Below are 23,115 nucleotides of genomic sequence, written 5' to 3'. Positions count from 1 at the left end.
TTTTCGTAATATTTCAACATATTTAGCGTTTAAAAGATAGCTTACTTTAATTAATTATTATTTGTCCTTAATCGTTTCGACAAAACCACATTTCTGGTTAATACATTTTTTTTCATTAGCTTTTTTAGTTCTTTTTTCCACTAAAATACCTTTACATTTTGGGCACTGTTCATTAATTGGTTTATCCCAAGAAACAAAAGTGCATTCAGGATAATTGCTACATCCATAAAATTTTCTACCTCTTTTAGATGTCCTCTCAACAATGTCGCCATCACACTCAGGACATTTTACACCTATCTCTTGGTTTATTGGTTTTGTATTCTTGCAATCAGGATATCCGGGACAAGCTAGGAATTTACCATATCTGCCCATTTTTATCACCATATTCCTACCACATTTTTCACATATCACATCTGTCTCTTCATCTTGTATTTCTATTTTGCTTATATCCTTTTCAGCTATTTCTAATTCCTTTGCAAAATCTTTGTAAAAATATTCAATAACCTTTTTCCAATCTATATTTTCCTCTTCAATATTATCAAGCTGTTTTTCCATCTCTGCTGTGAACTCTTCATTAACTATACCTTTAAAATATTCTTTTAGTAAATCTGTAACTACAACTCCTAACTCAGTAGGTCTAAAAACCTTTTTTTCAAGTATTACATATCCTCTGCTTAGTATTGTACTTATTGTGGGTGCATAAGTACTTGGTCTACCAATTCCTAATTCTTCTAAGGTCTTAACTAGTGAGGCCTCGGTATATCTTGGAGGAGGTTGCGTAAAATGCTGTTGAGGAACTATATCTTTAAGAACAAGTTCCTCTCCCATTTCTAATTCTGGTAGCAATACGTCTTTTTCATCTTCTGAAGAATTATAGACCTTTAGAAAGCCCTCAAAAACAATTTTAGATCCTGTTGCCTTAAAAATATAGTCCTTAACACTTATCTTAATAGTAAGGGTTTCGTATAAAGCTGGAGACATCTGGCTTGCCACATAACGCTCCCAAATTAATTTATAAAGTTTGTATTGATCATTTTTTAGTGAATTTTTTACTATTGTTGGTGTCCTAAACACCGAGGTTGGCCTTATAGCTTCATGGGCATCTTGAATTTCTTTCTTCTTCTTTACCTTGTTATTGTTGAATGCTCCTAAATATTTTTCTCCAAATTCATTTTTAATAAACTCATTAGCATTATTTTTAGCTTCTTCAGAAATCCTTGTGGAATCAGTTCTAATATATGAAATAAGACCTATAGTTCCCTCTCCAGCAATATCAACACCTTCGTACAATTGTTGAGCTATCATCATAGTTTTTTTTGTTGAAAAACCAATGCGTCTTGAAGCTTCTTGTTGTAGGCTACTAGTTGTAAATGGAAGACTCGGGTTTCTTTTTTTCTTTCCTTTTTTTACATCTTGAACAATAAATTTTTCATTCTTAATAATAGAAATTACTTCATCTACCTGTTCTTTTGTATTTAATTCTATCTTTTGTTCCTTATCATCTTTTTTCTCTCCATAAAAAGAAGCTTTAAACTTAGCTTTGTTTTTCATTAATACAGCATCCAATGACCAATACTCTTTTGGTACGAATTTTTCTATTTCTTTTTCTCTATCACATATTAATTTAGTAGCAACTGACTGAACTCTCCCTGCACTAAGTCCTTTTTTTACCTTTTTCCAAAGTAAAGGGCTAATTTTATACCCTACTAGCCTATCTAGTACTCTTCTTGCTTGTTGCGCATCTACTAATGATTTATTTATAGGTCTTGGATTCTTAATAGCATTTTGTATAGCATTTTTTGTAATCTCATGAAATTCTATTCTATTTTTTTCTGTTTCTTCTAAGTCTAGAATAGTTGATAGATGCCAAGAAATAGCTTCTCCTTCTCTATCGGGGTCTGTAGCTAAAAATATTTTTCTTGCTTTTTTTGCTTCATTTTTCAGCTCCTTAATTATGGGTCCTTTTCCTCTAATTGTAATATACTCTGGTTCAAAGTTATTATCTATATCTATCCCAAGTTTACTTTTAGGTAAATCTCTAATATGCCCAACAGAGGCCTTAACCTCATATTTTTTTCCTAAAAACTTCGATATAGTTTTAGCTTTTGCAGGTGATTCAACTATAACTAAATCCTTTGCCAAAACTTCCACCTCCGAATATCATAATGCATGTTATTATATCAAAAATAATAATTAAAATCTATTAAACTATATTATCTAATAGTATAAATCCTCCCTGGTAGTTGCTTTATAACACCTTTCATTTCTAGAATTGTAAGAATGCTATTTAATTCAATAATATTAATACCTGTCCTATAAGTTATTAAATCACAATGTATAGGTTTTTCCGATATACATTTTAATATCTTTACTTCATCGTCACTAAATTGATTATAATCTATTTCTGCTTTAACATTAAGATTTGAATATCTTTCAAGTAGACATGGTATTTCCTCAATAATGTCTTCAACTGACATAACTAATTTTGCACCATCTTTAATAAGAAGATTGGTTCCTCTACTAAAAATACTATTTATATTACCTGGAACTGCAAATACATCTTTACCTTGTTCCATAGCATGATGGGCTGTTATCAATGAGCCACTTTTTTCTGTTGCTTCTACTACCACTACTCCTAAAGAAAGTCCGCTAATAATTCTATTTCTCTGCGGGAAATTATAAGGCAAAGGTTGAGTTCCTAAAGGAAATTCTGAAATGATACAACCATTGTCCTGGATTCTATTATATAATTCCCTGTTTGATCTTGGATAAACCACATCTACCCCACATCCTAAAACAGCAATTGTCCTTGCTTTACTAATTAATGAGCTAACATGCACTTGTGTATCTATTCCTTTAGCCATTCCACTTACCAAAGTAATTCCTAACTTTGCAAGTTCACAAGTTATTTTTTCTGCTACCCATCTTCCATAAACTGTTGATTTTCTTGCACCGACAATGGCAATAGCAGTTGCATCTTCGTGAAGCAATTTACCTTTGACATATAGAACTTTTGGACAATCATTAATAAATCTAAGCCCACTTGGATAGTCTTCATCATAATATGTTATCACACTTGCTTTACAATCACTTATCTTTTTTAATAAGTTTTCGTAATATAAGTCATTTCTATTCCTAATAATATTATATTTTGTTTTATCGTTAATTTCTTTTATAGACATAATTTCCTTAGAATCTATGCTCCAGAGAAATGATAGCTCTCCAAAGTGCTTTTCCAATATGTCTATTGTTTTAATGCTTACTCCTTCAATACTTGTAAGCCATATTAATGTATCTCTATTATCCATAATAGACCACCCTTAAAGATTTTACCAATATTTTCTATCTAAACTTCTATATTGAATAGCTTCCGCTAAGTGCTGGTATTCAATACTTTCCTTTCCATCTAGGTCAGCAATTGTTCTTGCAACCTTTAGCACTTTATTATACGCTCTAGCACTAAGCCCAAGCCTCTCAAAGGCTTCTTTTACAAGCTTTTTGCTTTTACTGTCTAGCTTGCAATACTTATTAATATCTTTTGTAGATAACTGAGAATTAGAAAAAATATTATCATTTTTATATCTATTTAGTTGTAATAGCCTTGCTTTATTGACCCTTGCTCTAATCTCTTTTGATGATTCTGATTTACAGCTATTTTCCTCTAAGTCACTATAAGCTACAGGCGTTACCTCAATATGAATATCTATTCTGTCTAACAAAGGTCCACTAATTTTACTTAGATATCTTTCAATATTTTTTTGACTACAACTGCATTGATGAACCGGATCGCCGTAATAACCACATGGACAGGGATTCATACTAGCAACTAACATAAACTTCGTAGGATAAGTTAGTGTTGCATTTACTCTAGAGATCGTAACTATTCCATCCTCCATAGGCTGTCTAAGAACTTCAATTACATTCTTAGAAAACTCAGGTAATTCATCTAAAAATAAGATGCCGTGGTGTGCTAGAGATATTTCCCCTGGCTTTGGAATTCTTCCTCCTCCTATTAATGAAATAGAAGAAGTTGTATGGTGTGGTGCCCTAAAGGGTCTATTACTAATAAAAGGCTTATTATTTAATAGTCCAGCAATACTATATATTTTAGTGATTTCTAAAGATTCTTCAAAAGTGAGCTTTGGTAAAATAGATGGTAGCCTTCTTGCAGCCATAGTTTTCCCAGAACCAGGCGGACCAAGAATCAGCACATTATGATGGCCAGCAGCAGCTACTTCCATGGCCCTCTTCAAAGCTTGCTGGCCTTTTATATCAGCAAAATCATCGTAGCTATAATCTTCTTCAACTATTGGAGCATTTGAAGATGTATATGATTCTATTACTAATTCACCATTTAAAAACAGAACTAATTCTTTTATGTTTTTTACAGGAATAATATCAATGTTTTTAACTACGCTACACTCATCTCTATTGTCAAAAGGTATAATTATTCTTTTTATTCCTTGTTCCATTAAGGAAATAGTAATTGGCAATGCGCCATCGACTCTGCTTATATTACCATCTAAAGATAGCTCACCTATAAAACAAGTATCTTCAAAGACTCTATGCTTAACAACTTCCATAGCAGCTAATATTCCGATAGCTATAGATAAATCTAGCTGAGAACCCTCTTTTCTAGTATTAGCAGGCGCAAGATTTACAGTTATTCTACTTAAAGGAAAATCAAATCCACTATTTTTTATAGCCGTTCTTACTCTATCTTTTGACTCTTTTATAGAGATATCTGGTAGACCTACTATGCTAAACATAGGAAGCCCACGAGAAATGTCGGTCTCTACTTCTACAATAGAACCATCTAATCCTTGTAGGGAACAGGTTTTAACTTTAGATAGCATATGGTTTTCTCCTCTTTATTTAGTAATAAAAAAATATATCAGAATAATTGTCATATTTTAGTTTATTCTATATTTATGTATAATTCAATACTAAGTTTATTATTCCTTCAAATATTCTGATAATTTAATTGATAAATATAATTATTGACTTTCTTATTAAAAATAAAAAAGCTGCCACTTCTAAGGGCAGTCTGACTCCTATATCTTTTCAACATCACCATAATCATTACCAAAAGTATTAACTGTAGCTTTTTTTATAGTTTGATTTTCAAAAGGTTTATCGCTATAGTCTCTTTTAACATTTACAATTCTATCTACTTCTTCTTGGCCTTCAATAACCTTTCCGAAAGCTGCATACTCACCGTCTAAGTGAGGTGCTTTCTCTACCATAATAAAAAATTGAGAACCAGCTGAATCTGGCATCATAGCTCTAGCCATAGAAATAATTCCTCTTTCATGCTTTAAATTGTTTTCAAATCCATTGCTTTTAAATTCACCTCTTATAGAATAGCCTGGTCCGCCAGTTCCAGCTCCATGAGGACAACCTCCCTGTATCATAAAACCAGGAATTACTCTATGAAATATTAGCCCATCATAGTAGCCTTCTTTTACTAGTGAAATAAAGTTTCTTACAGTATTTGGTGCTATTTCCGGATATAATTCTACCTTAATAATATTTCCGCTCTCCATTTCTATGGTTACTATAGGTTTATTACTCATCTTAATCCTCCCATTATTATAAAATATGTATATACAGCATATATTATTATATATTGTTTTCATGGATTTTGAAACAAATAAATAAACAAAAAATTTTAATTATGATAAATATAATTATATAAAATACATTATCCCTACTTTCAATATTATTATTCCTTGGGCAATAGTCAAATAGCGACATTGTCTTTTTTTATTATTAATAATTTGTAACTTTATACAACTATATGTCCATAAGAATAAAAAAACAATAATAGAACATAATATTATTATGTTAACTCATTTCGCTATATACGGACTCTTAGGAATGTTAATGGAAGTATTTTGGACTGGATTTCATTCTCTATTATCAGGAAATTTAAATTTAATAAGCAACACTAGCATTTGGATGTTTTTTATTTATGGCTCAGCGGTATTCTTAGAACCGATACATGACAAAATAAGGAGGAAAAATATAATAATTAGAGGTTTATTATGGGCAACTTTGATATATTCTATTGAATTCTTTTGTGGTTTTCTTTTAGAACAACTAATTGGTTCCTGCCCATGGGATTATAGGAGTTCAACCAAATACACAATTAGAGGATATATAAGATTTGATTACTTACCAGCATGGTTTATAGTAGGTTTATTTTTTGAAAAAGTGCATGACTTTTTACGCGAAAATATAACAAATAAAATATAAGATACCTATGGAATCATGTCCAAAAAGCATTTTGAATATGATTAATTTTATTGCCATTCTCTTTCAAAAAAACCTCAATAATATCAAATCTATATTGACAATTGGTTAATCCCTTAAAATTTATATAATTCTGTGCTGTACGTATTATTTTTTGTTGCTTCTTATAGTTTACTGATTCATATGGAAAACCATAATTAGTATTACTTCTTGCTTTAACTTCTACAAAGACAATAATATTACTTTTTTTAACAATAATATCTATTTCTCCTATCTTAGTTCTAAAATTTCTTTCTAGTATTGAATATCCTTTTTCTAATAAATAATTACTAGCTAAATTTTCTCCAATAATACCATTATTTCTATTATTATTCATAGTAATTATCCCTTTCTTTATCTAAATTATATATAAAAGATAGGATTTCTGCAACTGCGGTGTATAGTTCTTCTGGTATTTCCTCTAAAATTTCCAGATTCACTAAACTATCAGCCAGTAGCTGATCTTCAACTATATGTACTCCTTCTTCAAAACCTTTTTCAATTATCTTTTCTGCAACTATACCCTTGCCTTTCGCAATTACAAAAGGTGCTTCTTTCTTATCTATATTATATTGTATGGCTACAGCAATTTTATTGCCATTCTTCTTGTTCAAAAGTATCACACCCTAACATTAAGGTTATAGTTAAATAATTCATCATCAAAGAAAATATCAATTATGTCCTTTTCTTTTCTTTCCTTAAAGTCTATGAAGACATTTTGATACCCTAAATTTTTCAAAGATTTTCTTAAATAATCAAACTTACTACTAAAATAAGTAATAAATGTTTTGTCAACTATAAAATCTAGGTTAATTGACTTATGATCAATATTACAGAATATATCTACTTTTTTAAGATTTTGAGTATTTAGTGATATATATATACTATAGCTATGTTTTTTTAATTTGTTTTTCTTTTTTAATATAAAGACATTGCTATTATTGTCTTCACCACTAAATTTAATAGGTATATGAACGAAGTTATAAAATGAATTTATTTTATTATGAAATTCCACACTATCAAATAAATCATCTAACTTGATCCTTAGTTCTTCAGATATGTTTTTCTTAGTTGTAACAGAAGAGAGTACTTTATCTGTTAAATGACTAAATTCATTTACAAATATTTTTATCTTTTTCTGAATAATATTATCGTCAACTCTGATAAGATTTAAATTTGCCTTATCAAATATGTCATTATTTTTTTTTAGAAAATCATTATTATTCTCTACATTATTCTTTAGATAGCCAATCAAATCAAATAAAGGCTTTATAATCCCTTCGCCATTATCAAGTAAATTTGTTAATCTTTCAATATTTTTTAAAGATACATCATAGCCTAACTGCATTAGAAAAACAACTTTATTTATGATGTTAATAGATTTTACATCTTCTGGATAAATAGCTTTCAATTTTGAATATATAATATCAGTAACTTCAGTGAAATCAAGATAGCCTCTATTTCTAATTTGATTATCATTTTCCATATTATTATTCTTAATTTTACTATATATAGTCTCATTCTCATAAGTATCTGTAACTATTTTACTATGGGAACTTACTTTGATTAATTTCATAATACTTTCATCTAATGTAGAAGCTTCAGAATTGACTTTATAAACCTTCTCTCCTTGCTGTATATCTAAAAGACTTTTGAGCTTGTCTACGTTTTTTATTACATTAGTGACATTTTCTTGTGTCACAGGCATCTTAAAATTAAGAATTGTTTTAACAATAAGCTCATTTTCGTCACTTTTTGGTAATTTGTAAGCATCTAATACCTTTGCGATAAAAATCTTTACTTCATCTTTAGAGATATCATTATTAAATTTAATCAAATCTTCTTGATTTATAGGTGTTAAAAATAGTTTACCATCCTCATTGTTTTTTACCAGAAAAGTTATTAACTGATTTTTCATAGTTTCTAAATTTAAAATAGTTTTTGCTTCTAATATTTCACCACTATCAAGAATTATATTAACACTTTCTCCATTGATTTCTGAAACTTTAGCTCTTATAAATACCCCATCTTTTAATGCTTTATTATCAGATATAAGATTTTTATTTAGATAAGTATCAACTATTTTCACCTTAATCACCAAACATTCCTATTTGTTTTGGAACTCCAATAATTTTTGTTAAAAAACTTTTTCTGTGTATTAGACAAGGTCCATATTTTTTTATCGCTTCTATGTGAACTTTAGTTCCATATCCCTTATGCTTTTCAAAGCCATACTCCGGATACTCGAGGGCCCATTCAAAACATTTTCTATCCCTATATACCTTTGCAATTATAGATGCTGCTGCTATTCCGTGACACTTTTCATCTCCTTTTATAATACTTCTCTGTGGAATTTTAATATCTAGCTTTTCTGCATCGATTAATACATAGTCTGGAATTATTTTATGACCACTTTTGTCCTTTAACTTTTCTATTGCCTTCTTCATAGCTATCAGCGTGCATTCTTTTATGTTAAACTTATCAATTGCTTTAGCTTCCATACTGCCTATACCTATAGCTATAGCCTTATCCTTTATGACTTCACTAAGATATTCTCTTTTCTTTGGAGTTAGTTTTTTTGAATCTTTTACACCTTCTATTAATAATTCTGCAGGAAGAACAATAGCACATGCTACAACATCTCCCGCTAGACAACCTCTTCCAACTTCATCTATGCATGCAATGTATTTATAACCCTTGTTCCATAACTCTCGTTCTAATTCAAGCATTTTATTTTCCCCCATTTAGTTCTCAGATAAAATCATATATATTAATTATTTTATTTGCATATATAATATTAGCCCTCCTAATAATATCGGAAGGCTAAACATAATTCTTAATATCTTCTGGGTATTCTAATGAAATTCTACCAATCAATCCTCTTCTAAACTCGTCTAGTATTAGATGACTAACTCTTGTATAATCTATTTCTTCTTTTTTTAATAAGCAGCCTCTCTTAATCGCAATTTCTTCAATAATATTGATAGGCCCACTGTTGTCTACTAATATATCATATCTGCTTTCCAAAAGGTCTTTATTTCTCTCCTTAAGTCTCTCAATTAGCTTTAGAGCAAGAGTTTCTACATCCATTATTTCATCTTTAATTGCACCAGTAAAAGCTAGATTTAAGGCTACATTCACGTCTTCAAATTTTGGCCAAAGTATTCCTGGTGTATCTAGTAATTCTATATTGCCTTTTAGCTTTATCCACTGTTTTCCCTTTGTTACACCAGGTCTATTTCCTGTTTGTGCACCTTTTCTTCCTGCTAAAGTATTAATTAGCGTTGACTTTCCTACATTGGGAATACCAACAATCATAGCTCTTATTGAAGTGTTTTTAATTCCTTTTTGCTCCCTTAATTGTAGTTTTTCTCCAACAACCTTGTTCGCTTCATTTATTATATTTCCTATACCTGTATTACTTATTGAATTAACTAATAGAACAGGTATATTTTCCGAGCGATAATAATCAACCCATTTGTAGTTTGCAATTTCATTAGCTAAATCACTCTTACTCATGATAACTATTCTAGGTTTATTATTGATTATTTTGTCAATATCAGGATTTTTGCTACTATAAGGAATTCTAGAGTCTAATAATTCTATTACTAAATCAACTAATTTTAAGTTATTACAAATTAAATCTTTAGTTTTCTTCATATGCCCAGGATACCAGTTAATGTTCATATAATCACCGACCCTTAATTTACTTACTCATAGTTTGGTTATTCTATATCCTAAAAACAAACATTGGGACTGTAGCCAGTCCCAAAATATTAGTAGTTTGTTTTTTCTTTTACTTTCGCTGATTTTCCTTGTCTATCTCTTAGATAGTTAAGTTTAGCTCTTCTTACCTTACCTTTTCTTACTACAACTAGTTTTTCAATCTTTGGTGAATGTAGAGAAAATGTTCTTTCTACACCAACACCATAAGAAATTCTTCTTACAGTAAAAGTTTCTCCTACTCCTCCACCTTGTCTTTTAAGTACAGTTCCTTCAAAGACTTGAATTCTTTCTCTGTTACCTTCTTTAATTCTATAGTGTACTTGCACAGTATCTCCTACATTAAAGTCAATAACTTCATTATTGATTTGTTCTTGTTCAAGCATCTTAATAATGTTCATTAAATTACCTCCCTTCCTCCTAGACGTTCTTGCCTATTTGCAGAGGACCGCCCGTTTTCCACAAATGTCATTATAGCATATAGAAGAAAATATTACAACTTATTTTTCTCTTAATTAAATATCTTTACATTGGCTAGCATCACACTATTTTTTAGATTTAATGTCTTTTAGCATTTCCAGTTCTTTTCTACTGAAATCTTTATTGTTAATTAAATCTGGTCTTCTTTCATAAGTTGTTTTTAGTGATTGATATTTTCTCCATTCTTCAATTTTTAGGTGATTACCAGATAATAGAACTTCGGGGACCTCAATTCCATTAAATATTCTAGGTCTAGTATACTGTGGGTATTCTAAAAGACCATTATAATGAGACTCATCTTTATATGATTCTTGATTATTTAATACTCCAGGTAATAGTCTTACAACAGAATCAATAATAGCCATTGCTGCAATTTCTCCACCAGTTAGAACATAATCACCAATAGAAATTTCATCATCTACATAATTTTCTATTATCCTATTATCTACACCTTCATAGTGCCCACATAATAGAATAATATGTTTTTCTGATGATAAATCATTAGCGATTTCTTGATTGTAAGTCCTTCCCTTTGGGCTGAGATATATTATCCTACTATTTTCGCTTTTTGTTGCTTCAATTGCACTATATATTGGTTCAGGACTCATAACCATTCCAGGTCCACCACCAAAAGGATAGTCATCTACTCTTTTATGCTTATCTTTTGAGAAATCTCTAATATTTATACAGTTTATTTGTGCTACATTACAATTTACTGCTCTTCCAATTATGCTAACATTTAAAAAGCTATGGAACATTTCAGGAAATAGAGTAAGAATATCTATTTTCATTCTATCAATCCCTCAATCGGCTCAATAATCATTTTTTTATTTTCTATATCAATATATTTTACAACTTCTTTTATAGCAGGTATTAAATATTCCTTTTCAATATTTCTGTTTAAAGCTTTTCCTTGTACTACATAAACGTCATTGCCTCCTGGCTGTAAAACGTCTATTATCTCTCCAAGTGCTCTTCCATCAGAGCAAAAAACCTTCACTCCTATTATTTGATAAATAAAATATGAGTCTTCAGGAAGTTCTATTGCATCTTTTTCATTAATGGTAATATATTTGTCCTTATACTTTAAAACATCATTAATATCATCATGGTTTTCAAATTTTAACATAACATAGCCTTTTCTATACCAAATCTTTTCAATTTTAATAGGGCATTTTTCATATTCACTTTCTATATAGACTGAGTGTAATTTTTCAAATCTTTCTATACTATCAGTCAAAGGTAATACTTTTACATCTCCTTTTAAGCCATGTGTATTGATTATTTTACCTACACGAATATATTTCATATATACACCTACCATTTTAATAACGTATATTCTATGCTATAAAATGCTAATTAGCTAAAAATATTAAGCAGAAAACATAAATAAAAATCAAGATCTTTTAAGTTTGAATTTTATTTATATTTTCTAAATACTATACTATTTGTTTGCATTTTGCAATATTTTAATACAAATAAATAAAAAGGGGTTAGCTAACCTAATCCCCTATTGAATAATTTCTACTACTACTCTTTTGTTTTCTTTTATTGCTGCTGCTTTTACTAAGGTTCTTATAGCTTTAGCAATTCTGCCTTGTTTTCCTATAACCTTTCCCATATCTTCTGGGGCTACCTTTAACTCAATGATAATTGATTGAGTACCTTCTATTTCATTTACCATAACCTCATCTGGATTATCAACAAGTGCTTTTGCAAGTATTTCAACTAGCTCTCTCATTTATTTCACCCCCCGAAAGCAATTATTCGGCTTTCTTTGTAGCTTCATATTTTTCTAAAACTCCATTATTTTTAAATAAATAATTAACTGTATCAGTTGGTTTAGCACCGTTATTTAACCATTTTATTGCTTTTTCATCATCAATAACAATTTCTTTTGGTTCTGACACAGGATTATAGTATCCAATCTCTTCAATAAATCTACCATCTCTTGGTGAACGAGAATCTGCTACTACAATTCTGTAAAAAGGTTTTTTCTTAGCACCCATTCTAGTTAGTCTGATTTTTACTGCCATTTTTTCACCTCCTTTAAATACTTGAATTATTTTAAAAAGGCAAGCCAAATCTTCCTTTTTTCTTCATGGATTTCTCCATACCTGAAAATTTCTTGAGCATTTTTTTAGTTTCAGTAAACTGTTTAAGAAGTTTGTTTACCTCTTGAATGCTAGTTCCACTTCCATTTGCAATTCTTTTCCTTCTGCTACCATCTATTAATGCTGGATTCAATCTTTCTTCTTTTGTCATTGACTGAATAATAGCCTCTATATGAACTAATTCTTTTTCATCCACATTAAGGTTTTTCAATTGTTTTGAATTTACACCTGGAATCATCTCTAGTATTTGACTCATAGGCCCCATGTTTTTCATTTGCTGCAATTGGTCCAAAAAGTCCTCAAAAGTGAATTGCTGACTACGCAATTTCTTTTCAAGCTCCAAGGCCTTTTTTTCGTCAAAACTTGCTTGAGCTTTTTCAATTAAGCTTAAGATATCTCCCATACCTAATATCCTAGAAGCCATTCTATCAGGATAAAAAGTTTCTAACTGATCTAATTTTTCTCCCATACCAACAAATTTAATTGGTTTATCAGTAACTGCTCTTATTGAAAGAGCCGCACCTCCTCTTGCATCACCATCAAGTTTAGTTAATACAACTCCAGTAATTCCTAATTTTTCATTAAAAGATTCGGCAACTGTTACTGCATCTTGTCCAGTCATTGCATCAACAACTAATAGAATTTCATTAGGATTAATTTGTTCCTTAATATTCTGAAGCTCTTCCATTAGTCCTTCATCTATATGAAGCCTTCCTGCAGTATCTATAATAATAAGATCATTTCCATTTTTCTTTCCATGCTCTATTGAAGCTTTTGCTATGTTAACTGGATTTTGTTTATCACCCATATTAAAAACAGGTATATTTACTTTTTCTCCTACTACCTCCAACTGCTTAATTGCAGCAGGTCTATAAATATCACAAGCAACTAATAAAGGTCGCCTTCCCTTTTTCTTTAATAATGCAGCTAATTTCCCAGAAGTAGTAGTTTTACCTGCGCCTTGAAGACCGCACATCATAATAACAGTAGGTCGATTATTGGAAAATTCTATTTTACTTTCTTTTTCACCCATTAACTTGGTTAATTCTTCATTCACTATTTTAATCACTTGCTGTCCAGGTGTTAAACTTTCCATAACTTCATGTCCAATAGCTCTCTCTTTAACCGTGTTTACAAAGTTTTTAACTACTCTAAAGTTAACATCAGCCTCTAGAAGAGCTAGTTTTACTTCCCTCATAGCATTGTCTACGTCTTTTTCAGAAAGCTTTCCTTTCCCTTTTAGCTTACCTAAAGCATTTTGTAGCTTTTCAGCTAAACCTTCAAAAACCATCACTTAACCTCCTGGCCAATTTCTAATATCTCTAGAGCAATGTCGCTAATTTTATTGATGTCTTCTTTAATAAGATTGAAATCATAATAATCAAGTAATTTCATTATTTCATCTGTATATTCTAAAATAAGCTTTATTTTTTTTCGATTCTCCGAAAACTTCTTTACTAAACCTAGTTTTTCTTCATAATCAAAAAGTTTGCTTTCGGACCTTTTAAGTAAATCATGAACACCTTGTCTACTTATGCCAAGATGTTCACCAATTTCACTTAATGATAAATCATGTATATAATAAAGTTCAATAGCTGTATATTGTTTATCATTTAATAGCTTACCGTAAAAGTCAAAAAGAATACCAACTTCAACAATCTTCTCAAACATATAACCACCATCATATTATTAGTGTAAAGATATTTGCTTGACAGTGATATTTTATACTAGAAAACAATCTTTGTCAACACTTAATCTTAAAATCTTAATCTTCAAAAATTGCCTCAACGAAGTTTACAGGTTCAAAATCTTGTAAATCATTAATTTTTTCACCTACACCAACTAGTTTAACTGGTACATCTAGCTCTGATTGTACCGCTAAAACCACTCCGCCTTTAGCAGTACCATCAAGTTTTGTTAATACAATTCCAGTTATATCACATGCTTCTTTAAATACTTTTGCTTGAGAAACAGCATTTTGTCCAGTAGTAGCATCTACTACAAGTAATACCTCTTTTTTTGCACCAGGATACTCTCTTTCTACGACCCTAAATATTTTAGTAAGCTCATTCATTAAGTTCTTTTTATTGTGTAATCTTCCAGCAGTATCACAAATTAATACATCTATTTTTCTAGCCTTTGCTGCTTGAATTCCATCATAAATAACTGCAGCAGGATCTGAGCCTTCTTGATGAGAAATAATATCTACGCCTGCTCTATTACCCCATTCTTGTAACTGTTCTATTGCAGCAGCTCTAAAGGTATCACCAGCAGCAATAAGAACCTTCTTGCCTTGTGATTTTAGTCGTGAAGATAACTTCCCTATGGTCGTAGTTTTACCTACTCCATTTACACCAACCACTAAAATGATTGCAGGAGAAGGCTCTATATTAAGTCCCTCGGTTTTATTCTTAGTCAAAACATCTCTAAGTACTTCTTTAAGTAATTCTCGTACTTCAGAAACTTCATTAACTTTTCTTTCTTTTACTTTCTGTCTTAACTCTTCAATAATAGCTAATGAAGTATTTACACCAACATCAGCGGTAATTAATACCTCCTCTAAATCTTCAAAAAGTTCTTCTTCGACCTTTTTATAAGAGTTAAGTATTAAATCAACTTTTTCGGTGATACCTTTTCTGGTTTTTGAAAGTCCACTTTTTAATCTACTAAAGAAACCTACTTTCTCACTATCTTCATTATCTATTATGTTATTATCTTCAATAACTTTATTTTCTTGGATTTCAGAATCAGAATTCCTATATTTTTTACTTTTATCATCATGATATTCCAAATCATATTCAATAGCCTTTTTATCTTCAGAAACATTGTCTAGAAGAATTTTTTCGATTTCATCTTTCTCATCTTCGGTTAAATCAAAATATTCTGCGATGCTTTCTTCACTTAATTGTTTCTCATCAAAATTATCTTCATGTAATCTTTCTTCAGTTTCATTGTCTCTATCCTCTTCTCTACTTCTTTTGCCCCATTTAAATAAATCCTTAAACATAATAATACCTCCTTCTAACTAGCTCTTTCATGGTTTTTTTCTGTAAGCTTTACTGAAATTAGTTTACTTATTCCATCTTCCTCCATAGTTATTCCATATAAGGAATCGGCGCATTCCATAGTTCCTTTTCTATGGGTAATAATAATGAATTGTGTTTCATTGGAAAATTCCCTCAAATACTCTGCATACCTATAAACATTTGCTTCGTCGAGTGCGGCTTCTATTTCATCTAGTATACAAAAAGGTGTTGGTTTAGTTTTCAAAATCGCAAATAAAAGAGCAATTGCTGTCAGTGCTCTTTCTCCACCAGATAGAAGTGACAGATTTTGTAACTTCTTACCTGGTGGCTGAGCAATAATTTCAATCCCACTCGTAAGAATATTCTCCTCATCTTCTAGAAAAACATCAGCTTTACCACCATCAAATAATTTTATAAAAACCTCATTAAAATTTGCTCTTATTATATCAAAGCTTTCTCTAAATTGTTGTTTCATTTTTGTATTCATATCTTTAATAACGACATCAAGTGATTCTTTAGCCTCGATTAAGTCCCTCTTCTGAGTTTTTAAGAACTCAAATCTTTCACTAGTTCTAGTAAATTCTTTGATGGAGTCTAAATTAATATTTCCTAAAGATTTAATCTTATTTTTTATTTCACGTATTTCATTTTGAACTCTTGTTACATTCTCAATTTCTTTTCTATATTCAAGTGCCATTTGATATGTCATTTCATATTCTTCCCACAGTTTAGTATTAATGTTTTCAAGCTGCATGCTATATTTTTCCTTTTTTACTTCTAAGGAAGAAATGCTCTTTTGAAGATCATTTATTTTTCTATTCATTTCATTTAATTTTTCTTGATCTGTATAATACGCTTGCAAAAAACTATTTCTTTCACTTTTTACTTCTTCAAGCTTAATATCGTATTCTAGAAGCTCTTCTGAAAGCCTTTTCTTTTCTTTAAGCCAAGTATCTATTTTAGATCTTTCATCGAGAACTTCTAGCTTATTTTTCTCTTTCTCTTTATTTTTTCTTTCTATTTCTTCTTCTAATCTGTAACGAATCTCTATATTACTTTTAATTGATTCTATAATATTCTTTAACTCCTGCTTTTTTGTAGCTAGCTTTATCTGCAATTCAGTATTTACTTTAATAATTTCATCTTTAAAAGCTTTTTGTTTCTCTAATTTTTTAGCTAGATCATCAATATTAGCTTGTGTAAAACTTGTTTTTTCGTTTAGCTCTATTAACTCTTTTTCTAAATCACTAATATTAACTCCAGAATTATTATTTTCATTTAAGAGCTGATTTTTTTCTACTAAATATTTTTTAATTAAAGCATCATTTTTAATATTATCTGATTTAAATTGATTGTATTTATTGTCAAGTCTAATTAATGATACATTAATCTCATTAGTTTGTTCTTCTATTTTTAAGACTCTAGTTTCGAGATCTGTTTTCTCATTTTGAAACTCCTGAAGCTTACTTATAAAACATGAATGTTTATTGTTTAATTCTCTTAAATCAACCTCTAGTTCTTTGATTTGCCTATCTCTTCCCAAAATGTTAGTTGTGCTAGAGCTAAAGCTTCCACCTGTCATTGAACCACCAGGACTTAATACATCTCCATCAAGTGAAATAATTTTATATATATGATTACTTTGTTTTGACAATCTAATTCCATCTTCCAATGTCTCAACTACTAATACTCTCCCAAGCAAATATTCAAAAATACCATTGAACTCATTTTGAAAACTAATTAGTTCAGATGCTACTCCTATTAAACCTTTAGACTGCAATTTCTTTTTTTCGTCTATGGTTATACTTCTAGGTTTTATTGTAGAAATTGGCAAAAACGTTACTCTCCCCAATTTGTTCTTTTTAAGGAAATCAATAATAATTTTAGCATCTTCTTGTGTTTCCGTAACAATGTTTTGCATAGATGAACCCAAAGCTATTTCAATGGCCTTCTCATATCTCTTGTCTACGCTTAATAGTTCAGCGACAACTCCTTTAACACCTTTTCCTAAGTCCTTGTTTTTCTTAAAAGCTAATAGTGTGTTTTTTACGCTTTTGTAATATCCTTCATATTCATCTTTCATTTCCTTTAACAGCTTTAAATTTGAAATCTTTCCATGAATTTGACCTTTGATATCATCAATTTCAGTTTTTAATTTTTCTTGATTATTTAGAATTTGATTTTTACTTGTTATTTTGTCTTTTCTTTCTGAGTCTAGTTTATTAATTTTATTTTGAAAGTGTAATATTTCCTCAGAAGTAATATTGAGCTGTTTGTTGTTTTCTTCAATCTGCATATTTATAGAGCTAATATCAAATTCTATCTGCTCTATTCTTTTATCAATATTTTTACTAAATGTAGCTATACTATTTAGTTTGCTTTTTTTATCTGAAATCAGATTTAAGTATTGTATTAAATCGCTCTTTTTATTTTCTATAGTTTCTTCAGTTTTCTTAATATCATTTATTAAGTCTTCTAGCTCTTTGTTTTTGTCGTCAAGTTCACTAATAAATGTTTCAACTTTTTTTTCAAGTTCAAGCTTATAGCTTATTTCTTCTTTTTCTTTATCATCAATTTCATGGATTTGATTTTCTAATGATTTAACTTCACCTAAATGTCTTTCTGTCTCTTTCTCTAAGTAAAAAATCCTTTCCTTACTTAACTTCAATTCTCCTTCGTTTTTTTCAATAATGCTTTGAGTTGTATACTTGTATTTTTGTATTTCTTCTATTTTTGAATCCATTTTTTCAATTTCTGTTTTAACTTTATTATATTTACTTTCAAAAGCATTTCTTCTTTCCTCATTATACTTTAGCTGTCCTACAACTATTTCTCTTTGCGCCTCTAAGTGAGACACTTCTTCTTTAAGTCTGTCAATTTCTCTTAAAAAAAGGTTAACCTCTAAATCCTTAAGGTTATCTGATAGCAAAAGAAATTCTTTTGCTTTTTCCGATTGAATCTGTAGCGGTTCGACTTGATTTTCTAGCTCATTAATTATATCATCGATTCTTACTAAATTTTCTTTTGTCTTTTCTAATTTTTTTTCTGCTTCCTCTTTTCTAGTCCTATACTTAACTATGCCAGCAGCTTCTTCAAAAATCATTCTTCTATCTTCTGATTTTGTACTTAAAATCTCATCTATTCTACCTTGTCCAATAATTGAATATCCATCTTTTCCAACTCCAGTATCCATAAAGAGCTCTCTTACGTCTTTTAATCTACATGAATTTTTATTAATATAATATTCACTTTCACCAGATCTAAATACCCTACGGGTGACGCTTACTTCTGAATATTCTATAGGAAGCTTTGCTTCTTTATTATCAAGAACTAATGTAACTTCTGCATATCCAGTAGGTCTTCTATTATTAGTCCCAGAAAAAATAATGTCCTCCATCTTACTTCCTCTTAGTGTTTTAGCGCTTTGTTCACCTAAAACCCAACGTAAAGCATCTGAAATATTGCTTTTCCCGCTACCATTAGGCCCAACAACTGCAGTAATTCCACCTTTAAAATCTACTTCGGTTTTATCCGCAAAAGACTTAAACCCTTGAATTTCTATTCTTTTTAGAAACAATTCCATACACCTCAATCCTAAGGAATACAATATAAAAGTAGGTATTAAAGGTTTCCATTTAGGAAACCTATGAGAATCTAGTTAACAAAAACTAGACCTTTACTGACCAAGTATTTTTCAATTAACTCTTTTATTTTCAACTCATAACGTATCTCTTCGCTTATTATAAAAAAAGATTCCTTATCTATGTCTTTTCCGATTATCTTCGCTCTTTTTATTCCATATGATTCCCTTAAAAATTTCAAATTAGATGAACATTGTCCAGCAAAATTCGATATTTCTCTATTATTTAAATATACCTGTATACTACTATTAATTTCTGTATGAATATCAAAAAACATTTTCAAATATTCCCTATAGGCTTTCCCTTCAACCAACTGCCTAAAAGCAGGATGAAAAGGTCCTGCTATAACGTCCTTATTTGCAGCAATATTGTCTGTTGGTTGAAGCCCAATTCTAATAACATTTATATCATTATAATTAAACATCATCAACAAATCCATACATGTATCTAGAGCTTTATCTAAAGGTAAAGGATTATATTCGCCACAATAATATTTTTTCTCTAAGTATGTGTCTTTGATAACTAAAGTAGGGTATATTCTAACAATACTTGGTTTCATTTTAATCAGTTGTTTAGCAGTAAATAACTCCTTTTCATAATTGCTCCCAGGAAGTCCTACCATCATTTGTAAACCAAGAATAAAGTCATAATCATTTATAAGCTTAGTTGCATTAATGACATCAACATCACTATGACCTCTATAACTATTTTGAAGAACATCAGGACACATTGACTGGACACCTAATTCTATAATATCAACATCATATTGTTTTAATATATCTAGTCTCTTTTTATCTATATAATCAGGCCTTGTTGACAAACGAATTCTATCAATGAAACCATTTTTCTTATAATAATATGCTATTTTTAGAAGGTTTCTTTGAATACTCATATCTATACCTGTAAAACTACCACCAAAGAATGCTAATTCTAACTTTTCATTAGTATCTGGAATTGTATTTATATAGCTATCTATAGTAAGCTTAATACTATCTTCATCTATATTAGCTTTTTCTAGTGCAATTTTTCTTTGATTACAAAATATACAGTCGTGGGGACATCCAACATGAGGGACAAATATTGGTATTATATGATGCTTAGTACTCATTTTCAACTTCCATTCTTTCCAAAGCTTTTTTGGCTGCATTCTGCTCTGCTTCTTTTTTACTTCTGCCAAAGCCTTTCCCTAAAATATTCCCTTTAACTACAACTTCAGTAAAAAAAACTTTATTATGATCTGGCCCCTCTTCAGACACTACCTTGTACTCAATTTTAGATTTAGTTTTTTTCTGTAGTAGTTCTTGTAGCTGTGTCTTATAATCTATAAATAGTTCTCTTCCATTGACAGCATTTTCTATTATACCTGTCATATATTTTAATACAAATTTCTTAGCATTATTAAATTTACCATCAATATAAATAGACCCTATCAAAGCTTCAAAAGCATCTGCTAATATTGAAACTCTTTCTCTTCCTCCTGTGACTTCTTCACCTTTTCCTAAAAGCATATATTTACCTAAATCAATTTGCTTTGCAACATAAGAAAGAGAAGGTTCGCAAACGACTGTAGCTCTTAGTTTAGTTAAATCTCCCTCTGGATAGTTTGAATACTTAGTAAAAATGTAGTCACTAACAATGAGTCCCAAAACAGAATCCCCTAAAAATTCAAGTCTTTCATTGTAGGTAATTTTAAATCTTTTATGCTCGTTTGCATAGGAACTATGTGTCAAAGCCCAATTTAATAGCTCTATGTTTCTAAATTTATATCCAATTTTAGTCTGAATCTCACTCAGAATATTAATTCTTTCAGCATTAATTACATATCTCATACAATATTCCTCCATATAGCATTAGTATACAGAGGTATTATTGTAGATGTTTTAAACTATTTAAAACATCTACGATAATACCCACTTACATTAGTTTACTATATAACATGTGAATTATGCAAACAATTTTGTGCTGAGAATAACAATATATAAAAGAATCAGGGACTAGAAAAAATTCTAATCCCTAATTCTTTTAATTACAATCGAAGCATTGTGTCCTCCAAAACCTAAAGAGTTAGACATAACAATATTAACCCTCTCAAAGACACCTTTATTCGGAACATAGTTTAAGTCACAAAATTCATCAAATGTTTCATAATTAACTGTCGGAGGTATATAGCCATTAGTTATAGCTAATGAACAAGCACATGCTTCTATTCCGCCAGCTGCTCCTAATAAATGTCCTGTCATAGATTTAGTAGAACTTACCTTTAATTTATATGCATGCTCTTTAAATACTTCTTTAATTGCAGCAGTTTCTAGCATATCATTATAGGTTGTAGATGTTCCATGTGCATTAATATAATCTACATCTTCAGGGCTAATATTTGCATCATCTAAAGCCATCCTCATAGCTCTAGCAGCTCCCTCTCCACCATCAGAAGGTGTTGTAATATGATATGCATCGGCAGTAGAACCATAGCCTATTATTTCTCCATATATTCTTGCTCCTCGTTCTAAAGCATGCCCAAATTCTTCTAAAATCAAAATTCCAGCTCCTTCACCCATAACAAAGCCATCTCTATTCTTATCAAATGGTCTACTAGCCCTAAAGGGTTCTGAATTATTTGTTGATAGTGCTTTCATAGAAGAAAACCCTGCCAAAGCCATAGGAGTAATTGAAGCCTCTGTACCTCCTGTGACAACAATATCATTATCTCCTCTTTGAATTACTTTAAATGCATCTCCTATTGCGTTTGTAGATGATGCACAGGCAGTAACAATAGTTTCATTAACTCCTTTTGCACCTAACATAATAGATATTTGACCAGCTGCCATATTTCCTATCATCATAGGAATAAAAAACGGGCTAACACGTCTTGGTCCCTTTTCTAGTAATTTATTATGTTGCTCTTCAAATGTCTCAAGTCCACCAATGCCTGAACCAATAATTACTCCAAACTTTTCCTTGTTTATTTTTTCTAAGTTTATTTCTGCATCTTCTAATGCAAGTTTTGAGGCGGCAACAGCATATTGAGTAAACTTGTCCATCTTTTTAGCTTCTTTTTTATCTATATAGTCTTCTGCATTGAAATTTTTAACTTCTCCTGCTATTGTCGTACTATAACCTTCAGTATCAAATCTAGTTATATGTGATATGCCACTTTTCCCTTCAAGAAGAGAATTCCAAAACTCTATTTTTCCAATACCTATGGGGCTTATAATTCCTAGACCAGTAATAACTACTCTTTTCTTCATATTATCCCTACCTATCTAATATAGAATATGATTAAGTCCAGATATATAAATTAATCACTAAATATTCAATAAGATTTTCTCACTAGTATTATTATTAGATATAGTGTAAAATAATTTTATACATATATACTTATATACTTTTATCTATTTATTTTTAAGGTCCCGGCATAAACGGGACCCATTCTTTTATTTGCATTACTTAGTATGATTTTGAATATAATCAACTGCATCTTTTACAGTAGATATTTTTTCTGCTTCCTCATCTGATATTTCTATATCAAATTCATCTTCAATAGCCATTATTAACTCAACAACATCTAATGAGTCAGCATCTAAATCTTCCTGAAAAGAAGACTCAAGAGTTATCTCTGATTCTTCAACATCAAGTTGCTCTGAAATTAATTTTTTAACTTTCTCAAATACCATAAGTACACCCCCTTTCAGTAAATGGTATTGTCAAAAATCTTAATAGAGATTTCTAACAACCCTTGATTTTTGAATATTTGTATTGCTTAAAAATCCTTACCCCTTGCAAGGGATAATTATTTTAATATCTTTATAAACAAAAATGGATGACAAATCCCCATTT

Annotated in this window: 23 protein-coding genes; 1 reads left to right on the top strand and 22 read right to left on the bottom strand. The window is 30.1% G+C overall.

Features of this window, described 5'->3' with window-relative positions; genetic code table 11:
* Nucleotides 1–57: 57 nt before the first annotated feature.
* From topA to ABV008_RS09530, 4 genes are all read right to left on the bottom strand, one after another.
* Nucleotides 58–2,142: a type I DNA topoisomerase gene (topA, locus tag ABV008_RS09545; RefSeq protein ID WP_352419591.1), complete on the bottom strand. Its 2,085-nt coding sequence runs from the start codon at nucleotides 2,140–2,142 to the stop codon at nucleotides 58–60.
* A gap of 71 nt (nucleotides 2,143–2,213) precedes the next feature.
* Complete coding sequence (dprA, locus tag ABV008_RS09540) at nucleotides 2,214–3,308, bottom strand: DNA-processing protein DprA (protein ID WP_352419590.1); 1,095 nt, start codon at nucleotides 3,306–3,308, stop codon at nucleotides 2,214–2,216.
* A 21-nt stretch (nucleotides 3,309–3,329) separates the two neighbouring features.
* Nucleotides 3,330–4,856, bottom strand: coding sequence for a YifB family Mg chelatase-like AAA ATPase (locus ABV008_RS09535; RefSeq protein ID WP_352419589.1), 1,527 nt, complete (start codon nucleotides 4,854–4,856; stop codon nucleotides 3,330–3,332).
* 198 nt (nucleotides 4,857–5,054) lie between these two features.
* Nucleotides 5,055–5,576 carry a peptidylprolyl isomerase gene (locus tag ABV008_RS09530; protein ID WP_352419588.1) on the bottom strand — a complete coding sequence of 174 codons (522 nt, stop codon included), beginning with the start codon at nucleotides 5,574–5,576 and terminating at the stop codon, nucleotides 5,055–5,057.
* 268 nt (nucleotides 5,577–5,844) lie between these two features.
* Here ABV008_RS09530 and ABV008_RS09525 point away from each other — a divergent pair, with 268 nt between their 5' ends.
* Nucleotides 5,845–6,258 carry a putative ABC transporter permease gene (locus ABV008_RS09525; RefSeq protein WP_352419587.1) on the top strand — a complete coding sequence of 138 codons (414 nt, stop codon included), beginning with the start codon at nucleotides 5,845–5,847 and terminating at the stop codon, nucleotides 6,256–6,258.
* A gap of 13 nt (nucleotides 6,259–6,271) precedes the next feature.
* Here ABV008_RS09525 and ABV008_RS09520 read toward each other — a convergent pair whose 3' ends face one another.
* The 18 genes from ABV008_RS09520 to acpP form a co-directional block, all read right to left on the bottom strand.
* Entirely contained in the window at nucleotides 6,272–6,631 is a 360-nt protein-coding gene (locus ABV008_RS09520) for a YraN family protein (protein ID WP_352419586.1), read from the bottom strand.
* A complete protein-coding gene (locus ABV008_RS09515) occupies nucleotides 6,624–6,908 on the bottom strand; it encodes an EscU/YscU/HrcU family type III secretion system export apparatus switch protein (protein WP_352419585.1) in 285 nt (94 codons plus the stop codon). Before ABV008_RS09515 ends, ABV008_RS09520 begins: the two co-directional genes overlap by 8 nt.
* 5 nt (nucleotides 6,909–6,913) lie before the next feature.
* Entirely contained in the window at nucleotides 6,914–8,392 is a 1,479-nt protein-coding gene (locus ABV008_RS09510; protein ID WP_352419584.1) for a hypothetical protein, read from the bottom strand.
* The gene (gene rnhB, locus ABV008_RS09505; protein ID WP_352419583.1) at nucleotides 8,385–9,023 is read right to left on the bottom strand and encodes a ribonuclease HII; all 639 of its coding nucleotides are present in this window, start codon (nucleotides 9,021–9,023) and stop codon (nucleotides 8,385–8,387) included. Before rnhB ends, ABV008_RS09510 begins: the two co-directional genes overlap by 8 nt.
* Before the next feature lie 94 nt (nucleotides 9,024–9,117).
* Complete coding sequence (ylqF, locus tag ABV008_RS09500) at nucleotides 9,118–9,981, bottom strand: ribosome biogenesis GTPase YlqF (RefSeq protein ID WP_352419582.1); 864 nt, start codon at nucleotides 9,979–9,981, stop codon at nucleotides 9,118–9,120.
* 89 nt (nucleotides 9,982–10,070) lie between these two features.
* A complete protein-coding gene (rplS, locus tag ABV008_RS09495; protein ID WP_352419581.1) occupies nucleotides 10,071–10,418 on the bottom strand; it encodes a 50S ribosomal protein L19 in 348 nt (115 codons plus the stop codon).
* Nucleotides 10,419–10,562: 144 nt separating this feature from the next.
* On the bottom strand, nucleotides 10,563–11,288 hold the full coding sequence (gene trmD / locus ABV008_RS09490; protein ID WP_352419580.1) for a tRNA (guanosine(37)-N1)-methyltransferase TrmD: 726 nt from the start codon (nucleotides 11,286–11,288) through the stop codon (nucleotides 10,563–10,565).
* A complete protein-coding gene (gene rimM / locus ABV008_RS09485; protein ID WP_352419579.1) occupies nucleotides 11,285–11,806 on the bottom strand; it encodes a ribosome maturation factor RimM in 522 nt (173 codons plus the stop codon). The genes trmD and rimM overlap by 4 nt, the downstream gene beginning before the upstream one ends.
* 201 nt (nucleotides 11,807–12,007) lie before the next feature.
* Nucleotides 12,008–12,238 carry a KH domain-containing protein gene (locus ABV008_RS09480; RefSeq protein WP_352419578.1) on the bottom strand — a complete coding sequence of 77 codons (231 nt, stop codon included), beginning with the start codon at nucleotides 12,236–12,238 and terminating at the stop codon, nucleotides 12,008–12,010.
* A gap of 22 nt (nucleotides 12,239–12,260) precedes the next feature.
* Nucleotides 12,261–12,533, bottom strand: coding sequence for a 30S ribosomal protein S16 (gene rpsP, locus ABV008_RS09475; RefSeq protein WP_352419577.1), 273 nt, complete (start codon nucleotides 12,531–12,533; stop codon nucleotides 12,261–12,263).
* 31 nt (nucleotides 12,534–12,564) lie between these two features.
* Nucleotides 12,565–13,902 (bottom strand): signal recognition particle protein, encoded by a 1,338-nt coding sequence (gene ffh / locus ABV008_RS09470; RefSeq protein WP_352419576.1) that lies wholly within the window; start codon nucleotides 13,900–13,902, stop codon nucleotides 12,565–12,567.
* On the bottom strand, nucleotides 13,902–14,282 hold the full coding sequence (gene ylxM / locus ABV008_RS09465) for a YlxM family DNA-binding protein (protein WP_352419575.1): 381 nt from the start codon (nucleotides 14,280–14,282) through the stop codon (nucleotides 13,902–13,904). The genes ffh and ylxM overlap by 1 nt, the downstream gene beginning before the upstream one ends.
* Before the next feature lie 94 nt (nucleotides 14,283–14,376).
* Nucleotides 14,377–15,315, bottom strand: coding sequence for a signal recognition particle-docking protein FtsY (gene ftsY, locus ABV008_RS09460; RefSeq protein WP_352419642.1), 939 nt, complete (start codon nucleotides 15,313–15,315; stop codon nucleotides 14,377–14,379).
* A gap of 317 nt (nucleotides 15,316–15,632) precedes the next feature.
* Nucleotides 15,633–19,214 carry a chromosome segregation protein SMC gene (gene smc / locus ABV008_RS09455; protein ID WP_502929771.1) on the bottom strand — a complete coding sequence of 1,194 codons (3,582 nt, stop codon included), beginning with the start codon at nucleotides 19,212–19,214 and terminating at the stop codon, nucleotides 15,633–15,635.
* Nucleotides 19,215–19,291: 77 nt separating this feature from the next.
* Complete coding sequence (locus ABV008_RS09450; protein WP_352419573.1) at nucleotides 19,292–20,386, bottom strand: elongator complex protein 3; 1,095 nt, start codon at nucleotides 20,384–20,386, stop codon at nucleotides 19,292–19,294.
* The gene (rnc, locus tag ABV008_RS09445; protein ID WP_352419572.1) at nucleotides 20,376–21,107 is read right to left on the bottom strand and encodes a ribonuclease III; all 732 of its coding nucleotides are present in this window, start codon (nucleotides 21,105–21,107) and stop codon (nucleotides 20,376–20,378) included. The genes ABV008_RS09450 and rnc overlap by 11 nt, the downstream gene beginning before the upstream one ends.
* 177 nt (nucleotides 21,108–21,284) lie before the next feature.
* Nucleotides 21,285–22,526: a beta-ketoacyl-ACP synthase II gene (fabF, locus tag ABV008_RS09440; RefSeq protein WP_352419571.1), complete on the bottom strand. Its 1,242-nt coding sequence runs from the start codon at nucleotides 22,524–22,526 to the stop codon at nucleotides 21,285–21,287.
* Between the two features lie 195 nt (nucleotides 22,527–22,721).
* On the bottom strand, nucleotides 22,722–22,952 hold the full coding sequence (gene acpP, locus ABV008_RS09435; RefSeq protein WP_352419570.1) for an acyl carrier protein: 231 nt from the start codon (nucleotides 22,950–22,952) through the stop codon (nucleotides 22,722–22,724).
* Between the last annotated feature and the right edge of the window lie 163 nt (nucleotides 22,953–23,115).

The organism is Proteiniborus sp., from assembly GCF_040308045.1.
In the GTDB taxonomy this organism is placed as follows: Bacteria; Bacillota; Clostridia; order Tissierellales; family Proteiniboraceae; genus Proteiniborus.
Note: the sequence above shows the minus strand (reverse complement) of the source record. Positions and strands in the feature narration are given on the sequence as shown.